This is a genomic window from Phyllobacterium bourgognense, from assembly GCF_003337575.1.
Classification (GTDB): Bacteria; Pseudomonadota; Alphaproteobacteria; order Rhizobiales; family Rhizobiaceae; genus Phyllobacterium; species Phyllobacterium bourgognense.
In genome coordinates this window covers 169,806-186,257 of sequence record NZ_QPJM01000009.1, presented here as the reverse complement: position 1 = coordinate 186,257, position 16,452 = coordinate 169,806, and the positions used below count along the sequence as shown (strand labels likewise).

The 16,452-nt window shown below is 58.8% G+C and carries 14 protein-coding genes; 5 read left to right on the top strand and 9 right to left on the bottom strand.

The features are described 5' to 3' along the window. Nucleotides 1-100 precede the first annotated feature (100 nt). The gene (locus tag C7476_RS16700; protein WP_114431077.1) at nucleotides 101-1,117 is read right to left on the bottom strand and encodes a sugar ABC transporter substrate-binding protein; all 1,017 of its coding nucleotides are present in this window, start codon (nucleotides 1,115-1,117) and stop codon (nucleotides 101-103) included. A 313-nt stretch (nucleotides 1,118-1,430) separates the two neighbouring features. On the opposite strand from C7476_RS16700, the gene C7476_RS16695 reads away from it, so the two are divergent. The 3 genes from C7476_RS16695 to C7476_RS16685 are packed head-to-tail and all read left to right on the top strand — an operon-like array spanning nucleotide 1,431 to nucleotide 3,952. Continuing rightward, nucleotides 1,431-2,579, top strand: coding sequence for an ROK family transcriptional regulator (locus C7476_RS16695; RefSeq protein WP_114431024.1), 1,149 nt, complete (start codon nucleotides 1,431-1,433; stop codon nucleotides 2,577-2,579). Then, entirely contained in the window at nucleotides 2,580-3,023 is a 444-nt protein-coding gene (locus C7476_RS16690) for an RbsD/FucU family protein (protein WP_114431023.1), read from the top strand. Continuing rightward, nucleotides 3,020-3,952 carry a carbohydrate kinase family protein gene (locus C7476_RS16685; protein ID WP_114431022.1) on the top strand — a complete coding sequence of 311 codons (933 nt, stop codon included), beginning with the start codon at nucleotides 3,020-3,022 and terminating at the stop codon, nucleotides 3,950-3,952. Before C7476_RS16690 ends, C7476_RS16685 begins: the two co-directional genes overlap by 4 nt. Before the next feature lies 1 nt (nucleotide 3,953). On the opposite strand, the gene C7476_RS16680 is transcribed toward C7476_RS16685, so the two are convergent. The 8 genes from C7476_RS16680 to C7476_RS16645 all read right to left on the bottom strand — a co-directional run bounded on the left by C7476_RS16680 (nucleotide 3,954) and on the right by C7476_RS16645 (nucleotide 13,090). Further along, entirely contained in the window at nucleotides 3,954-4,352 is a 399-nt protein-coding gene (locus C7476_RS16680) for a type II toxin-antitoxin system VapC family toxin (protein ID WP_245426388.1), read from the bottom strand. Continuing rightward, on the bottom strand, nucleotides 4,349-4,588 hold the full coding sequence (locus C7476_RS16675) for a type II toxin-antitoxin system VapB family antitoxin (protein ID WP_114431021.1): 240 nt from the start codon (nucleotides 4,586-4,588) through the stop codon (nucleotides 4,349-4,351). The genes C7476_RS16680 and C7476_RS16675 overlap by 4 nt, the downstream gene beginning before the upstream one ends. Before the next feature lie 68 nt (nucleotides 4,589-4,656). Beyond that, a complete protein-coding gene (locus C7476_RS16670) occupies nucleotides 4,657-6,285 on the bottom strand; it encodes an ABC transporter ATP-binding protein (RefSeq protein WP_181872472.1) in 1,629 nt (542 codons plus the stop codon). Beyond that, entirely contained in the window at nucleotides 6,260-7,399 is a 1,140-nt protein-coding gene (locus C7476_RS16665; protein ID WP_114431019.1) for an ABC transporter permease subunit, read from the bottom strand. The genes C7476_RS16670 and C7476_RS16665 overlap by 26 nt, the downstream gene beginning before the upstream one ends. Then, nucleotides 7,392-8,315, bottom strand: a complete 924-nt coding sequence (gene oppB / locus C7476_RS16660; RefSeq protein ID WP_114431018.1) for an oligopeptide ABC transporter permease OppB — start codon at nucleotides 8,313-8,315, stop codon at nucleotides 7,392-7,394. Before oppB ends, C7476_RS16665 begins: the two co-directional genes overlap by 8 nt. A gap of 237 nt (nucleotides 8,316-8,552) precedes the next feature. Then, nucleotides 8,553-10,151 (bottom strand): peptide ABC transporter substrate-binding protein, encoded by a 1,599-nt coding sequence (locus tag C7476_RS16655; protein ID WP_114431017.1) that lies wholly within the window; start codon nucleotides 10,149-10,151, stop codon nucleotides 8,553-8,555. Between the two features lie 297 nt (nucleotides 10,152-10,448). Then, complete coding sequence (locus C7476_RS16650) at nucleotides 10,449-12,074, bottom strand: cisplatin damage response ATP-dependent DNA ligase (RefSeq protein WP_114431016.1); 1,626 nt, start codon at nucleotides 12,072-12,074, stop codon at nucleotides 10,449-10,451. Continuing rightward, entirely contained in the window at nucleotides 12,074-13,090 is a 1,017-nt protein-coding gene (locus C7476_RS16645) for a ligase-associated DNA damage response exonuclease (protein ID WP_181872471.1), read from the bottom strand. The genes C7476_RS16650 and C7476_RS16645 overlap by 1 nt, the downstream gene beginning before the upstream one ends. Before the next feature lie 108 nt (nucleotides 13,091-13,198). Here C7476_RS16645 and C7476_RS16640 point away from each other — a divergent pair, with 108 nt between their 5' ends. Together C7476_RS16640 and pdeM are read left to right on the top strand one after the other, a co-directional pair. Continuing rightward, a complete protein-coding gene (locus C7476_RS16640; RefSeq protein WP_114431015.1) occupies nucleotides 13,199-15,733 on the top strand; it encodes a ligase-associated DNA damage response DEXH box helicase in 2,535 nt (844 codons plus the stop codon). Between the two features lie 17 nt (nucleotides 15,734-15,750). Further along, nucleotides 15,751-16,446 (top strand): ligase-associated DNA damage response endonuclease PdeM, encoded by a 696-nt coding sequence (pdeM, locus tag C7476_RS16635; protein WP_425373999.1) that lies wholly within the window; start codon nucleotides 15,751-15,753, stop codon nucleotides 16,444-16,446. Nucleotides 16,447-16,452 lie beyond the last annotated feature (6 nt).

Sequence of the window (16,452 nt, the reverse complement as noted above, 5' to 3'; positions counted from 1 at the left end):
AATTCCACCGCTGCAAGAATAGCACAGATCTTCCTGACGGTTCGATCTCCCCCTTGCGGGGGAGATGCCCGGCAGGGCAGAGGGGGGTGACTTGATTGAATTAGCCCCAGCACTTGCTCGTGCCGGTCTTGACGTCGATAGACTCAAGACCTTGAACAGGCTTGTCGGTAACGAGCGAAACGCCCGTGTCGAAGAAGTTCTTGCCTTCGGTCGGCTTCGGCTTTTCGCCGGTGTCGGCAAACTTCTTGATCGCTTCGATGCCGAGCGACGCCATCAGCAGAGGGTACTGCTGCGAGGTTGCACCGATCACGCCGGCCTCGACGTTCTTCACGCCTGGGCAACCGCCATCGACGGAAACGATAAGGACGTCCTTTTCTTTGCCAAAGGCTTTCAGAGCTTCATAGGCACCGGCAGCAGCCGGTTCGTTGATCGTGTGAACGACATTGATGCTCGGGTCCTTCTGCAGAAGGTTTTCCATCGCCTTGCGGCCACCTTCTTCATTGCCGTTTGTCACGTCGTGGCCGACAATGCGCGGATCCTTTTCATCGCCGATCTTGTTGATATCGACGACATCGATGCCGAAGCCCTTCATGAAGCCCTGGTCGCGCAAAACATCGACGGTCGGCTGCGACGGTGTCAGGTCGAGAAAGGCGATCTTGGCGTCCTTGGCCTTGTCGCCGAGTGTCCCGGCAGCCCATTTGCCGATCAGTTCGCCGGCAAGGAGATTGTCGGTGGCGAAAGTAGCGTCAGCCGCGTCGGCCGGATCGAGCGGCGTGTCGAGAGCGATGACAAGGAGGCCCGCATCGCGTGCCTGCTTGACCGAGGAAACGATGCCGGCCGTATCGGATGCAGTGATCAGGATACCCTTGGCGCCATCGGCGATGCAGGTCTCGATGGCTGCTACCTGGCTTTCGCTGTCCCCGTCGATCTTGCCGGCGTAGGTTTTCAGGTCAACGCCGAGTTCCTTCGACTTGGCCAAGGCACCCTCTTTCATCTTGACGAAAAACGGGTTGGTATCGGTCTTGGTGATGAGGCATGCGCCGACGCCGGCGGCCTGTGCCGGAGCAGCCAAGGCGGCGATGGCCACAGCGGCGGCGCTAAAGATAGTCGATTTCAGATAGATGCTTCTACGCATGTCACTTCCTCCCAAAAATCGCGCAACGGCGCGACGGGCCGACACTAGTCGCGCCCTGTTCCTCGTAAACACCTCAGACAGTCCTCCGGCCAAGTGTTAGGGCGTAGCAAATACCACTCGTCGCGACCTGTCAACATTAATAAATCACTCTGATTTAATATTGACAGCATTCCTCAATATCTCCATTGTCCGCCATATTCATGGGAGGACCAAGTCCTTGAGTATTCGAGTATCGGAGCGTTCCGGCACGGGAGGAACCAGGCTGACGCTTCATCACGGTACCAATCAAAGTGGCATGCGCGATCATAATGAGCGCGTGGTGCTTTCGCTTCTGCGCCAGCACGGCAGCCTGGCAAAAACCGCTATCGCCCGGATGACCGGGCTTTCGGCGCAGACAAGCTCGATCATCATGCGCATGCTGGAAGCTGACGAGCTCCTGTCGAGAGAGGAGCCGCTGCGTGGACGCATCGGCCAGCCATTGATTCCGATGTCACTCAATCCGGAAGGCGCATTCTTCTTCGGGCTAAAGATCGGACGCCGCAGTGCCGACCTGGTGCTGATCGACTTTATCGGCCGCATTCGTTCCATGCTGCACATGCCTTATGATTATCCAATGCCGGAACCGATCTTCAGCTTCGCTGCCACGGGCATGGCGCAGATGATGGAGGCGCTGGCGCCAAAACAGCGCGAACGGATCGCAGGAATTGGCATTGCAGCCCCCTTCGAATTGTGGAAGTGGGCCGATACGGTGGGTGCACCGCAGGCGGTCATGGACGAATGGCGCGACTGCGATATTCGCGAGACGGTTGCGGCGCTTTGTTCATTTCCGGTTTATCTGCAGAACGACATGACCGCCGCCTGCGGGGCTGAACTTGTGTTCGGCCAGACCAAGGACATCAATGATTTCGTCTATTTCTACATCGGCTCCTTTATCGGTGGCGGCATCGTCATCAATGGCAGTCTTTATGCGGGCCGCAGCGGCAATGCCGGTGCGCTGGGTTCGATGCCGGTGCCCGGACCGGACGGTGCCGCGCGCCAGCTGATCGACATCGCGTCGATCACCGCTCTGGAGCGGGATGTTACCGAGCTTGGCCGGGACCCCTCGCCGCTCTGGGCTTCGCCCGAAGACTGGGGCGAGATGGGGCCAGAGCTCGACGCGTGGATCGACCGTGCCGGCAGGGCGATCGCGCAAGCCGTTATCGCGTCGTCCTCGGTGGTGGACTTCGAGGCGGCCATCATCGATGGCTGGATGCCGGCAAGCGTGCGGGCGCGGATTGTCGACGCGGTGCGCAGACATGTCGAAACATTCGATCTGGAAGGCATTCAATTGCCGGCGATCTTCGAAGGAACGGTCGGCATTCACGCGCGAGCACTCGGTGCTGCCAGTCTGCCCTTGTCGGACCGGTATCTTCTCGGACAAAAGCTTTTCAGGAAGGGTAGTTAAGTGTTGATCGGCATTCCGCCCATGCTGGGCCCTGATCTCTTGGCGACATTGCGCGCCATGGGGCACGGCGACGAGATCGCGCTCGTCGATGCCAACTATCCCGCGCTGGAGCACGCGCGCCGGCTGATCCGTGCTGACGGCCTGCCTCTGATCCCGTTGCTCGATGCCATATTGCAGGTGCTGCCGGTCGATGACTTTGTGCCGCAGGCGCTGTTTCGTGCGTCGGTGAAGGGTAACGCTCCGCTTGCCGATCCAGTCCACGATGAAATGGAAGCGGTGTGCGCCCGGCGCGTGCCGGGCTTTGCGCTGGTTGCGCTCGATGGCGATGCGCTCTATGCGCGTGTGAAAAACGCTCACACCATCATTGCGACGGGCGAGCCACGGCTTTATGCCAATATCATCATCCGCAAGGGTGTCATTTATCCAGGAAAGATTGATCAATGATTTTGTGTTGTGGTGAAGCTCTTATCGACATGTTGCAGCGGAAGAGCGCCGAGGGCGAACCTGCCTTTGCACCCTATGTCGGCGGCGCCGTGTTCAATACGGCAATCGCGCTGGGACGGCTTGGCGTTCCGACCGAATTCTTCTCGGGGATTTCCTCTGACTTCTTTGGCCAGATGCTGCTGGACAGCCTGACCGCCAATCATGTCGGCACGCATTATGCGCATATCTCACAGCAGCCCACCACGCTTGCCTTCGTACGCCTGACCGATGGCCAGGCGAGCTACATGTTCTATGACGAGAACAGCGCGGGGCGCTCGCTCGCAATCGAACACCTGCCCGCGCTCGACGACAATGTCACTGCCCTGCAGTTCGGGGCGATCAGCCTGATCCCGGAGCCGTGCGGCTCGACCTATGAGGCGCTGATGGCGCGCGAGCATGAAAAGCGCGTGATCATCCTCGATCCGAACATCCGGCCAGGGTTCATTCCCGACAAGGAGAAACACCTTGCGCGCATGCGCCGCATGATTGCCATGACCGATATCGTCAAGATTTCCGATGAGGACATGCGCTGGTTCGGCGAAAGCGGCACCATGGACGAGATTGCCCGCCGCTGGATCGTCCCGGCCAACCAGCAGGGACCAAAGCTGATCCTCGTCACCCATGGCGCGGATGGCGTGACCGGCTATACCGCCGATCTCACGGTGCATGTCGCAGCGCAACGCGTACCGGTCGTCGATACGGTCGGCGCTGGGGATACCTTCACCGCCGGCGTTTTGACCTCGCTGCAAGAGGCCGGGGTGCTTGTGAAATCCGCCCTGACTACCCTGACCGAAGCGCAGATCCGCGATGCATTGACCTTGGGTGTCAAGGCGGCGGCAGTGACAGTTTCGCGCGCTGGCGCCAATCCGCCGTGGCGGGAGGAGCTTTAGTTCAGGCTATTTCGATATCCGTAAAGGGAAAATCGCTGCCTTTGCACAATAGCGGCAGGTCATGCGCCTTGGCGCAGGCGTAGGCAAAGCAATCGCCCATGTTGAGAGCGGCCTTGTGCCGCCCGCGTCCAAAGGTGTTGAACGCCTGGACGGCATTTCTGCCGATCTCGGCGGTGATGTCGAGGGTTTGAGCGTCGGTCTGATCGATGAAGATATCGATTGCTCGTTCAGCGACCTCGATCGTACAAGCCCTTTTGCGCGCAAGACCGGTTATGGATTCGTAAACCACCATGGGTGAGATATAGACAGACGAGTCGTCCGCCAGGCGGGCAGCAAGCGAAACCGCGTCGTCTTCGCCATCGACGATGGCGATCAGGGCCGATGCATCAACAAAGATCATTCATTACCCGAAAGGTCGTCAAAGAAAGCCTTATCCGCTTCGAGGCCGGTCTTTGGGTACTTTCGGTACTCTTCAAAAATCTTCGACAGCTTTTCTTGCAGCGGAGTTTCTTTCTTGGCACGATCATACTCGTGAACGACGGCTTCGCGGATGGCCTCTGTCAGGCTGGTATTTTTCAATTTTGCCAAGCGCCTGACGGCTTCGTCAGTCGCTTTGTCTTTCACAGAAAACGCCATTCTATACCTCCGCGTCTATACGTATAGACGAAACTGTGGACTTGGTTCTTGAGTAATGCAAGAGCAAATCATTCCAGATCGAACGCAGCCGCCATAAGGGTCTTGGTATAGGTGTCGTGCGGCGTATCGAAGATATCCTCGGTTTCGCCTTCCTCGACTATCTTGCCGTTCTTCATCACGATCACATAGTCCGACATCGCCTTGATGACCGCGAGATCGTGGCTGATGAAGATGTAGGAAAGACCATGCTTCTCCTGCAGATCGCGCAAGAGCTCGATCACCTGCCCCTGCACCGATCTGTCCAGCGCTGACGTTGGCTCGTCAAGGATGACGACTTTCGGCTTCAGAATCACAGCGCGGGCGATGGCGATGCGCTGGCGCTGACCGCCGGAGAACTCATGCGGATAGCGGTTGCGCGCGGCCGGATCGAGCCCGACCTCCTTCAGCGCCGCGATGGCGCGCTTGTCCCGTTCGGCACGTGACAATTGCGGCTCGTGGATACGTAGACCTTCGGTGATGATCTCGCCGACAGTCTGCCGCGGCGACAAGGACCCATAGGGATCCTGGAACACCAGCTGCAATTCCTTGCGCAGTGGCCGCATGGCCGAGCGGTCGAAATTCGAGATGTTCCTGTCGCCGAAATGATAGTGGCCGCTGCTTGGCAGCAGCCGTAGAAGCGCGCGCCCAAGTGTCGATTTGCCGGAACCGGATTCGCCGACGATGCCGATGGTCTGTCCGCGTTTCAGCCGGACCGTAACGCCATCGACGGCCCGGAAGAGCTTGGTCGCCCTGGTGAAGAACCCGCCGCCAATGGCGAAATCCACCGCCACATTGCGGCCCTCGAGGATGATCGGTGCGCTGTCCTCCGGCGGCTCCTTGGCGCCGCTCGGCACGGCATCAATCAGCATCCTCGTATAGTCTTCCTTTGGATGCTCGAATATTTGCTCGATATTGCCGCGCTCCACGACTTCGCCGCGACGCATGACGACGACACGATCGGCGAAATGTTTTACAATGCCGAGATCGTGGGTGATGAGCACGATCGCCATGCCAAAACGCTTCTGCAATTCTCGCAGCAGATCGAGGATCTGCGCCTGGATGGTCACGTCGAGAGCCGTGGTGGGCTCATCGGCGATGAGAAGATCCGGCTCATTGGCGAGCGCCATGGCGATCATGACACGCTGGCGCTGGCCGCCGGACATTTCGTGCGGATAGGAATTGATGCGGCGCTCGGGATCGGGAATGCCGACGAGCTTGAGCAATTCAAGCACGCGAACCTTCGCCTGTTTGAAGCTCACCCCCTTGTGATGGACGATGGGCTCGGCGATCTGCCGCCCGATCGTATAGAGCGGATCGAGCGAGGTCATCGGCTCCTGGAAGATCATGGTGATCTTGGCGCCGCGCACCTCGTTCAATCCCTTGAGCGGCAGACCGATCAGCTCCCGGCCACGATATTTGGCCGAGCCGGTGACGCGGCCATTATTGGCCAGGAGGCCCATGATACCCATCATGGTCTGGCTCTTGCCGGAACCGGATTCGCCCACGACAGCAAGCGTCTCACCCGGCTTTACATCGAGATCGATACCTTTGACCGCCTTGACGTCGCCGTCCGGCGTGGTGAAGTCGACCTTGAGGCCGCGTACGGAAAGGACATTGGCTCGCATATCCATCTCAGCGGTCCTTCGGGTCGAGTGCATCGCGCAAGCCGTCGCCGATGAAATTCAGCGAGAACAGCGTAACGACGAAGAAGATGGCGGGGAAAATCAGATACCATGGCGAAGACTGCATCTTGTCGGCACCCGCCGAGATCAGTGCACCCCAACTGGTAAGTGGCTCCTGGACGCCAAGGCCGAGGAAAGACAGGAAGCTTTCGAGCAGGATCACTTTCGGCACGACCACCGTGACGAAAATAACGACCGGTCCAATCGTATTAGGAATGATGTGCCGGCGGATGATCTGCCAGTCCGTCAAACCGAGTGCCTGCGCCGCGCCGATGAATTCGCGGCGCTTCAAGGCGAGCGTCTGGCCACGCACGATACGTGCCATGTCCAGCCATTCAACTGCGCCGATCACCAGAAAGATCAGAATGAAACTCCGGCCGAAAAACACCACCAGAACCACAACGAGGAAGACGAATGGCAGCGAATAGAGGATTTCTATGAGACGCATCATGACATTGTCGACCCGTCCGCCCAGATAGCCGGATATGGCGCCATAGATGACGCCGATGAACAGCGATACGAGGCTGGCGAGGCAGCCAATGGTGAGCGAAATTTGTCCACCAAGCATGACACGGGCCATCAGGTCTCGGCCATTTTGATCGGTGCCAAAAAGGAAATATTCGCGCTTGACGTCGCCCGTCAATTTGAGCGTCTTGCCGTCCTCTTCGGTGGCGGTGACCTGTGTATTGTCGAATTCGTTGGCGCGGTCGAAATAGCGGGTCGAGCGCGGATCGATGGCCTTGTCCGCGTGGATCGTCGCCGTGAACGTATTGCCATCCACGGCAAACTCACGCAGCTCGACGCGGGCCCGATCGGCAACACCCTTCATCACGTCACCGAGAGTGTCTGCCCTCGGCAAGGGCTCCAGGCTAGGTGGGACGTTGACGTAGGAGGGGAACACCTCGTCATACTTATGACTGATGACATAGGGTCCGAAGAAGGAGAACAGGGTGATCAGCAACAGCACCACACAGCCGGCCATGGCTGCATAATTGCGGCGGAAACGAATAACCGCGAGCTGAAACAGGCTGCGCCCCTTGGACTCTTCCGGCGGGATGATTGTGGTAGGGATACCGCTCAGATCAGTCATGACGAACCCTCGGGTCAAGAAGGCCGTAGAGAATATCGACCAGAAGATTGAAGACGATGACGAAGATCGCGACGAGAACGACGGTTCCCATGACGAGCGTGTAGTCGCGATTGATCGCGCCCAGGACGAAATATCGACCGACGCCGGGAATGGTGAAGATCGATTCAACCACGGCAGAACCCGTCAACAGCGCCGCGGCGCATGGCGCAAGATACGATACCACCGGAAGCAGCGCACCCCGCATGGCGTGGGTGATGACGACTACTCTTGGCGGTAGTCCATAGGCGCGTGCGGTGCGGATGTGATCCGTGTGCAGCCCCTCGATCATCGAGCCGCGCGTCAGCCTTGCAAAGACGGCGAGCTGCGGCAGGGCAAGGGCAATCATCGGCAGGATGAGAAAGCGCCAGGAGCCGTCACCCCAGCCACCTGCGGGCAGCAACGACAGCAGCACGGCGAAAACCAGCGTGAGGACCGGACCGACAACGAAGTTCGGCACCGTAACGCCGACTGTTGCGATGGACATGATGAGGAAATCGAGAAAACTGTTTTGCCGGAGGGCGGCAATCGTGCCGATAAACACGCCACCAAAAAGCGCCAGCAACAGCGCATAGGAACCGAGCGTGATCGAGTATGGCAAACCCTTGCCGATCAGTTCAGCGATGGTGTTGTCCTTGTAGATGTAGCTTGGACCGAAATCGCCGGTGACCGCATTCTTGAGATATTGCAGATACTGGTTCCACAGCGGCTGATCGAGATGGTAGGCCTTCATCAGGTTTTCCATCGTCGCCGGCGGCAGCGGCCGTTCCAGATTGAAGGGGCCTCCTGGCGCAAAACGCATGAGGAAGAAGGATAGCGTGACGACAATGAACAGCGTCGGCACTGCACTCGCCAAGCGGCGAAGGACAAAATGGAACATCGAGTTTAACTCTTCCTGTTGACGTGCCCGTCAGGGTCCTGACCCTAGGCGCGCTCACACGATAATCCCCAGAGAACTGCGTTCCGTTGCAAACTTCAAGAACTTCCATTCGCCCGTCTCATGACGAGAGGGGGCGGGAGCATAGTCTTGATCTGATTTGTCTGGCGGAAAGCGAAAACATGGGCCTGAGCAGGTGAAATGCGCAACCCGGATAATCCGGATTGCGCATGTTCGTTCTTATTCCTTGATGCTCAGATACTTGCTCAGATGTTCGTTGTTACCGTTGTCGCCCCAGCCTTGAACCTTGTCGGCGACGAGCCAGAAATTGGCGTCGTTGACCAGCGGAGCAATCGGCTGGTCGCGCATTAGCAGAGCTTCGGCTTCGTGCAGGATCTTCGAGCGGGCTGCCGGGTCGCGTTCCTCGTAGGATTTCTTCATCAGCGCATCGAATTCCGGATTTTCATAGTGTCCGTAATTGAAGGTCTTGTTGCTGCTGACATTAAGGTTGAGGAAGTTTTCGGCATCCGCATAGTCGGCAGTCCAGCCGGCGCGCGCGACATTGAATTTTCCGCCTTCCTGCAGGTAGGCGTAATGGGCGCTGATGTCGAGATTCGTCAACGTTACATTGGCACCGAAGGTCTTCTTCCACATGTCGGCAACGGCGGTTGCTGCCTTCTGGTGGTTCGGATTGGTGTTGTAGCGGATTTCGATATTCAAAGGCTTGCCGCCTTCGCCATATCCGGCTTCCTTCATCAGCTCCACTGCTTTGTCTTCACGATCAAGCTGGGACATGCTGGCAAAATCGGCCTTCGAGGGTTCGCCGTAGTTTTCGAGACCCGGAGGAACGAGCGAATAAATCGGCATTTTCGAGTCGTTGAAAATATCGTGCGAGAGGAACTCGCGATCGACCGACATGGAAAGGGCCCGACGAACACGGACATCGTTGAAAGGCTCGGTGCGTGTATCGAAAGGATAGTAGTATGTGGCGAAGGCAGGTGTCACATGAACCTGTTTTGCATTCGCCTTGCGCAAGCGGTCGATCTGATCGGTGGAGAAGTTATAGACGAGGTCGAGTTCACCGGCTTCATAACGGCGGACAGCGGCAGCCTGGTCTTCCTGCGGGTAGAAGATGACCTTGTCGAGCTTGACGTTGGCGGCGTCCCAGTAGTTTTCGTTCTTGACCACGGTCAGGTGATCGTTCGGCACGTGTTCGGTAAGCTTGAACGCCCCATTGCCAACGAGCTTGCCCGGCTTGACGAAATCAGCGCCGTTCTTTTCGAAGCTTGCCTTGTTGATCGGCAGCGCTGTCTGGTGCGACAGAAGTTCGATGAAGAAGGGGGTCGGGCGCTCCAGCGTGATCTCGAGCGTCTTGTCGTTGATTGCCTTCATGCCAAGCTGATCGACGGGAACTGTCCCCTTGTTGATCGCTTCGGCATTCTTGATGGGATAGAGAATGTTCGCATAGCCGGCTGCGGTCTTCGGATCTTCGACGCGGCGCATCGAGAAGATGAAGTCTTCGGCAACCACTGGCGATCCATCGGACCATTTGGCGTTGTCGCGGATCTTGAAGGTGTAGACCGTGCCATCATCCGAAACGGTCCAGCTTTCGGCTGCGCCCGGCACGATCTTGCCGTTTGCATCGTAGACGGTCAGGCCCTCATAGAGGTCCTTGACGATGAAAGCTTCGATATCGATGGAGGTCTGCGACTGGTCGAGGGTCTGCGGCTCGCCGCTATTGCCACGATGGAGCACCATTTCGGCCAAGGCGGGGCTTGCGCCCAGCATCAGCGATCCGAGCAGCAATGCCGCACGGAGATTGAGTTTCATTAGGGTCATTCTTCTGTTCCTTCCCCTCTAAGAGAATTGCGAAGGCATGAACAAAGGCCAAAAAATGGCCAAACGCAAGCAGGGGCTAATGCTTTCGTAGTAATATTTTTTCGAAGAGGGGATTACGGTAACGTCAACGAATTGTTGCACTATATGGACCAAAGCGAGATTTAGCGCCGTTTTTGGCTTGAAATGCGGCATTCTCGACTCGTATGACAGTCATATCGGAATTTGTGGAAAACCGATGGAATACGGGTTTAGGACTTTGCGCGCAGCGGCATCTGCGGACTAATCCTGAACAGAACCTTATTCCGCTGTTTCTGAATCACGCAGCAGGGCTTCGAGGGTTTCCAGCCGGTCGGCTTCGATAGGCGGCTTGTCCCAGCGCAAGCGCGAAATGCGGGGGAACCGCATGGCGACCCCGGATTTGTGCCGCTTGGAGCGGTTGAGGCCTTCGAACGCGACCTCAAGCACGAGGCCATGTTCGGGCTCGGCCCGCACCGAGCGCACCGGGCCGAAACGCTCGGTCGTGTTGTTGCGCACGAACGCGTCCAGCTGTTTCAACTCTTCATCGGTGAAGCCGAAATAGGCCTTGCCGACCGGCACCAGATGCGGCTCGCTTTCCGGTCCTGTCCAGACGGCGAAGGTATAATCCGAATAATAGCTCGAACGCTTGCCGTGGCCGCGCTGGGCATAGACGAGCACGGCATCGATGATGAAGGGATCGCGCTTCCACTTGAACCACGGACCTTTTGGCCGACCCGGCACATAGGCCGACGAGCGCTGCTTCAGCATCAACCCTTCGATGATCGGATGCGGCGGGTTCTTGCGCAGTTCGACGAGGTCCTCGAAGTTTTCGAAAGGAACCAGCGGCGAAAGGTCGAAGCGCGTCGGCTCCAGCTGTTTGACGAAGAATTCGAGGCGGGTGCGCCGTTCCGCAAACGAAAATGCGCGGATATCCTCCTTGCCGTCAAAAAGCAGATCGTAGAGCCGGACAAAGGCGGGGTGGCTTTCCAGCTGCTTTGCCGAGACGGTCTTGCGGTTGAGGCGTTGCTGCAGGTCGCCGAAAGCGCCGATCTCGATAGCGGCATCGACGCTGCGCGCGACGAGCAATTCGCCGTCGAGCGTGCCTTCGAAACTCATGAAATCCGCAATGTCGGGAAAGGCATGGGAGATATCGTCGCCGGTGCGCGAATAGATACGGCATTTTCCGCCCTCAGCCGTCAGTTGCACGCGAATGCCGTCCCACTTCCACTCGGCTGCGTAATCCTCCGCATTGATTCTGGCATAGTCCGGTTCTTCGAGCGGTGTCGACAGCATCACCGGGCGGAATGGTGCAGCGGCAAGGCTTTCCGGCTTGTCGGCAGTCTTCTCAAGCCAGGCGAATAACGGCTGGTAGGGCGGCTTCAGCCCATGCCATAGCTCTTCGATCTCGGTGACATCGACTTCGCCGAATTGTGCCAGCGCCTGTTTGGCAAGCCGGGCCGAAACCCCGATGCGCATGCCGCCGGTAACAAGTTTCAGCAGCGCATAGCGGGCGGAGGCATCGAGCTGGTCCAGCCATTTTTCAACCAGGCGCACCGCGTCGCTGCGCGAGGCATGTTCCAGAGAAGTGACGATATCGCCGAGCGTCGGCACGGCATTGGCACGCAGCGGTTCATCCGTTGACCAGACCAGCGAGATGGTTTCAGCGAGATCGCCGACGTAATCATAGGAATAAGCGAAAAGCTGCTCGTCCATGCGCTCGGCAATTAAGGCGCGGATCATCGCAGGCTTGACGTTGGCGATGTTGAGATCACCGGTGATGGCGGCAAGCGCAAGGCCCCGGTCCGGATCTGGTGTGTCGCGGAAATAGTCTACAAGGAGCGTCAACTTGCCGTTGCGTGCCGGAGTGAGGACTAGCCGATCAAGGAGTTGTGCAAATTCTTCCATCAATCGCCCTCGTCTTCGTAGCCAACGAGATGCAATGGCCGTGCGGCGAAATCGTTCAGCTCGCACCAGCGCACCAAAGCTTCCTCGCGTCCGTGGGTGACCCAAACTTGGGCCGGTCCAAGCTCGGTGATCGTGCCGGTCAACTCGTCCCAGTCGCAATGGTCCGAAAGTATGATCGGCAGTTCGACACCACCTTGGCGCGCCCGCTGGCGAATGCGCATCCAGCCCGAGGCAAAGCACGAGACCGGATCGGGAAAACGCCTCGCCCAGCGATCGAGAAAGGCCGAGGGCGGCCCGATGACGATAGCGCCGGCGAAATCCTGCACGCTGCCTGTCTCGGTGGTCGCAGGTGCCAAAGATCCGAGATCAATGCCTTGCGATTGATAGTAGTCGCAGAGCTTCTCAAGGGCGCCGTGGATGTAGATTGTCCGGTCATAGCCTGCATCGCGCAGCATGCGGATGACCCGCTGTGCCTTGCCGAGGGCGTAGGCGCCGACGAGATGCGATCGTTCGGGAAACTGTTCGACCGATTTGAGCAGCTTGGCGATTTCGTCGCGGCTGTCGGGATGGCGGAATACGGGGAGCGCGAAGGTCGCTTCGGTGATGAAGACGTCGCAAGCGATGGGTTCAAAACCGAGGCATGTCGGATCGGCGCGGCGCTTGTAGTCTCCGGAGGCGACGATACGCATGCCATCCTTCTCCACAGCGATCTGCGCCGATCCAAGCACGTGGCCGGCCGGGTGAAAACTGACGCTGACACCATTGACTTCGATGGATTTGCCAAGCTCTGCAGCCTGTGTTTCGCCGGCGAAATTCGCGCCGTAGCGCAAGCCCATGATGTCGAGTGTCTGCTGCGTTGCCATCACCTTGCGGTGACCGGAGCGGGCATGATCGGAATGGCCATGGGTGATCAATGCACGCTCGACGGGACGAACCGGATCGATATGGAAATCACCGGCCGGGGAATAGAGGCCGGCAGGCGTCGAACACAGCAGGGCTTCGGGACGTTTCAGCAAGACGTTCCTCGGGTTTACCACCTAACGAACATAGGCCGCATTTGGCTCCGCGCAATCCTGACAAACAATGTCTTGGCGCGTCGACCTCGCGCAACTACATTCGTTGCAGTGAGCACCAGAAAATCACCCCTGGCCGATATTGGCACCCCTCTTCTGCCGCCGTCCTTCCTGAATTGGTTTCAGTCGAAGGGCTGGTCGCCCCGCGCGCATCAACTGGCGCTGGTGCAGGAATCGCAACAGGGAAACTCGACCCTCCTGATAGCGCCGACAGGCGCGGGCAAGACGCTGGCTGGATTTCTGCCGGCGCTGGTCGACCTGGCACAGCGCGGCAAGAGCAATGCTTCGAGCCGCGGCATCCATACGCTGTATATCTCGCCGCTGAAGGCGCTGGCTGTCGATATTCATCGCAACCTCGAAAAGCCCATCTCGGAGATGGGCCTGGATATCTCGCTCGAGACGCGCACCGGCGACACGCCCGCCTATAAACGGCAGCGGCAGAAACTGGCGCCGCCGGATATATTGTTGACAACGCCAGAACAGCTGGCACTTCTAATCGCGGCCAAGGATGCCGGGCGCTTCTTCGAGGACCTGCGCTATGTGATCTTCGATGAATTGCATTCCCTCGTTACGTCCAAGCGGGGCCATCTGTTGTCACTCGGGCTGGCAAGGCTGCGGCGCCTGCAGCCCGGGGTGCAGACCATCGGACTTTCGGCCACAGTCGCCGACCCGGATGGGTTGCGGCGCTGGCTCTTGCCGCAGACCAGCGATGCGCCAATGGCCAGTCTTGTCACCGTGGAAGGCGGCGCAAAACCGCACATCACGATTCTCGAATCGGACGATCATGTGCCATGGGCCGGGCATTCGGCGGTGTACGCGCTGCCTGGTATCTACGATGCGATCAAGCGGCATGGCACAACGCTGATCTTCGTCAACACCCGCAGCCAGGCGGAGCGGCTGTTTCACGATCTGTGGATGGCGAATGACGACAATATGCCCATTGCGCTGCATCATGGCTCGCTCGATGTTGGCAAGCGCCGGAAGGTGGAGCAGGCGATGGCGGCCAATGCCTTGCGGGCCGTGGTCGCGACGTCGACGCTCGATCTCGGCATCGACTGGGGCGATGTCGACCTCGTCATCCATGTCGGGGCACCCAAGGGCGCAAGCCGCCTTGCGCAGCGTATCGGCCGCTCCAACCACCGCATGGACGAACCTTCGCGCGCGATCCTCGTTCCGGCCAACCGCTTTGAGGTGATGGAATGCCAGGCGGCGCTGGACGCCAATTATATCGGCGCGCAGGATACCCCGCCACTGGGTGACGGTTCGCTGGACGTGCTGGCGCAGCATGTGCTCGGCATGGCCTGCGCCGAGCCGTTCCGGGCGGACGATCTCTACGCAGAAGTGACCACCGCCCTGCCCTATGCGGCGCTGCCACGCGAGACTTTCGATCGCATCGTCGATTTCGTCGCGACCGGCGGGTATGCGTTGAAAAGTTATGAACGTTTCGCCAAAATCAAGCAGACCGCGGATGGCACCTGGCGTGTGACCCACCCGCGCTTTGCCCAGCAATACCGGTTGAATGTCGGCACCATTATCGAGGCGCCAAGCCTCAATGTGCGGCTCACCCGCCAGCGCGGCAAGGGCGGCAATGTGCGTGCCAGTATCAACAGAGGGGGGCCGGTGCTCGGCAAGGTAGAGGAGTATTTCGTCGAGTCGCTCAGTCCAGGCGAGACCTTCTTCTTTTCCGGCCGCGTGCTGCGCTTCGAGGGTATTCGCGAGAACGAATGCATTGTCACGAACGCTGAAGGGTTCGACGCCAAGATACCATCCTATGAAGGAGGTAAATTTCCTTTGTCTACCTATCTTGCAAGCCAGGTTCGGGCCATGCTGGCAGACCCCGCGCGCTGGGGAGCATTGCCTGATCAGGTCAGTGACTGGCTGCGTATCCAGAAGGAGAAATCCGTGCTGCCGCAGCCGGGCAGCCTGCTTGTCGAAACGTTCCCGCGCGGCGAGCGATCCTACATGGTGATCTATCCGTTCGAGGGCAGGCTGGCACACCAGACGCTGGGCATGCTGCTCACCCGTCGGCTGGAACGCGCCAAGGCGCGGCCGCTCGGCTTTATCGCCACCGACTACGCCGTATCGATCTGGGGGCTGCGCGACATGGGGCGGATGTTCAAAAATGGTGAACTGCCGCTGTCGGAGCTCTTCGACGAGGATATGCTGGGGGACGATCTCGAAACCTGGCTGTCGGAGAGCTTCATGCTGAAGCGCACCTTCCGCAACTGCGCGCTTATCTCCGGCCTGGTTGAAAAACGTCATCCCGGACAGGAAAAATCCGGACGGCAAGTGACGGTTTCGACCGACCTGATCTACGACGTGCTGCGCGAGCACGAGCCCGATCACATCCTGATCCAGGCGACGCGCGCCGATGCCGCAACGGGTCTTCTCGACATTCGGCGTTTGAGCGATATGCTAAGCCGAATCAAGGGTCATATCGTTCACAAGAACCTCGACCAGATCTCGCCTTTTGCCGTTCCCGTGATGATGGAGATAGGCAAGGAACGTGTTCCCGGTGAAGCGCATGAGACGCTCCTGGAAGAGATCGCCGACGAACTGACCCGGGAAATGATGGATCATAAATGACGCCGGTGTTTCAGACGATCAAGACAGCCTTACATGGCGCAGCCGAAGTGATGGTTGCCGGGCACAGCGGCGTTTGCGATCCGTCAGGTGCGCTGTATCTTGAAAGCGACCGGATTCTCGTCGTGTCGGATCTGCATTTCGAAAAGGGCTCGTCATTTGCCCGGCGCGGCATGATGCTGCCGCCATACGACACGGCAACGACGCTTGCCGCGCTTGCGAAGATCGTCGCGCGCTACAACCCCCTCTGCGTGATAAGCCTCGGCGACAGTTTTCACGATGGTCAAGCGGCAGCGCGGCTGCCCGCGGTATACGCGGCGGAACTCGCCACACTGATGGCGGGGCGCGAGTGGATATGGATCACCGGCAACCATGACCCGGAACACCCGGCGGACTTGCCGGGCGAGACATTCACTGAACTGGCGCTCGGCAATCTTGTCTTCCGGCACGAACCGTCGAAAGCACCTTGCTCCGGCGAGATCGCAGGACATTTGCACCCGGCGGCCAAGGTGGTGCGGCGCGGGCAATCAGTGCAGCGGCGCTGCTTCGTCAGCGACCGCTCGCGTCTGATCATGCCGGCGTTCGGCGCTTATGCGGGCGGAATGAATATTCTCGGCCGGGCGTTTCACGGATTGTTCGACGCACAAACAATTACCGCCTATATGCTCGGTCATGCCCGGGTCTATCCGATGGTCAGGAAGGCCCTGTTTCTTTAACGGTTC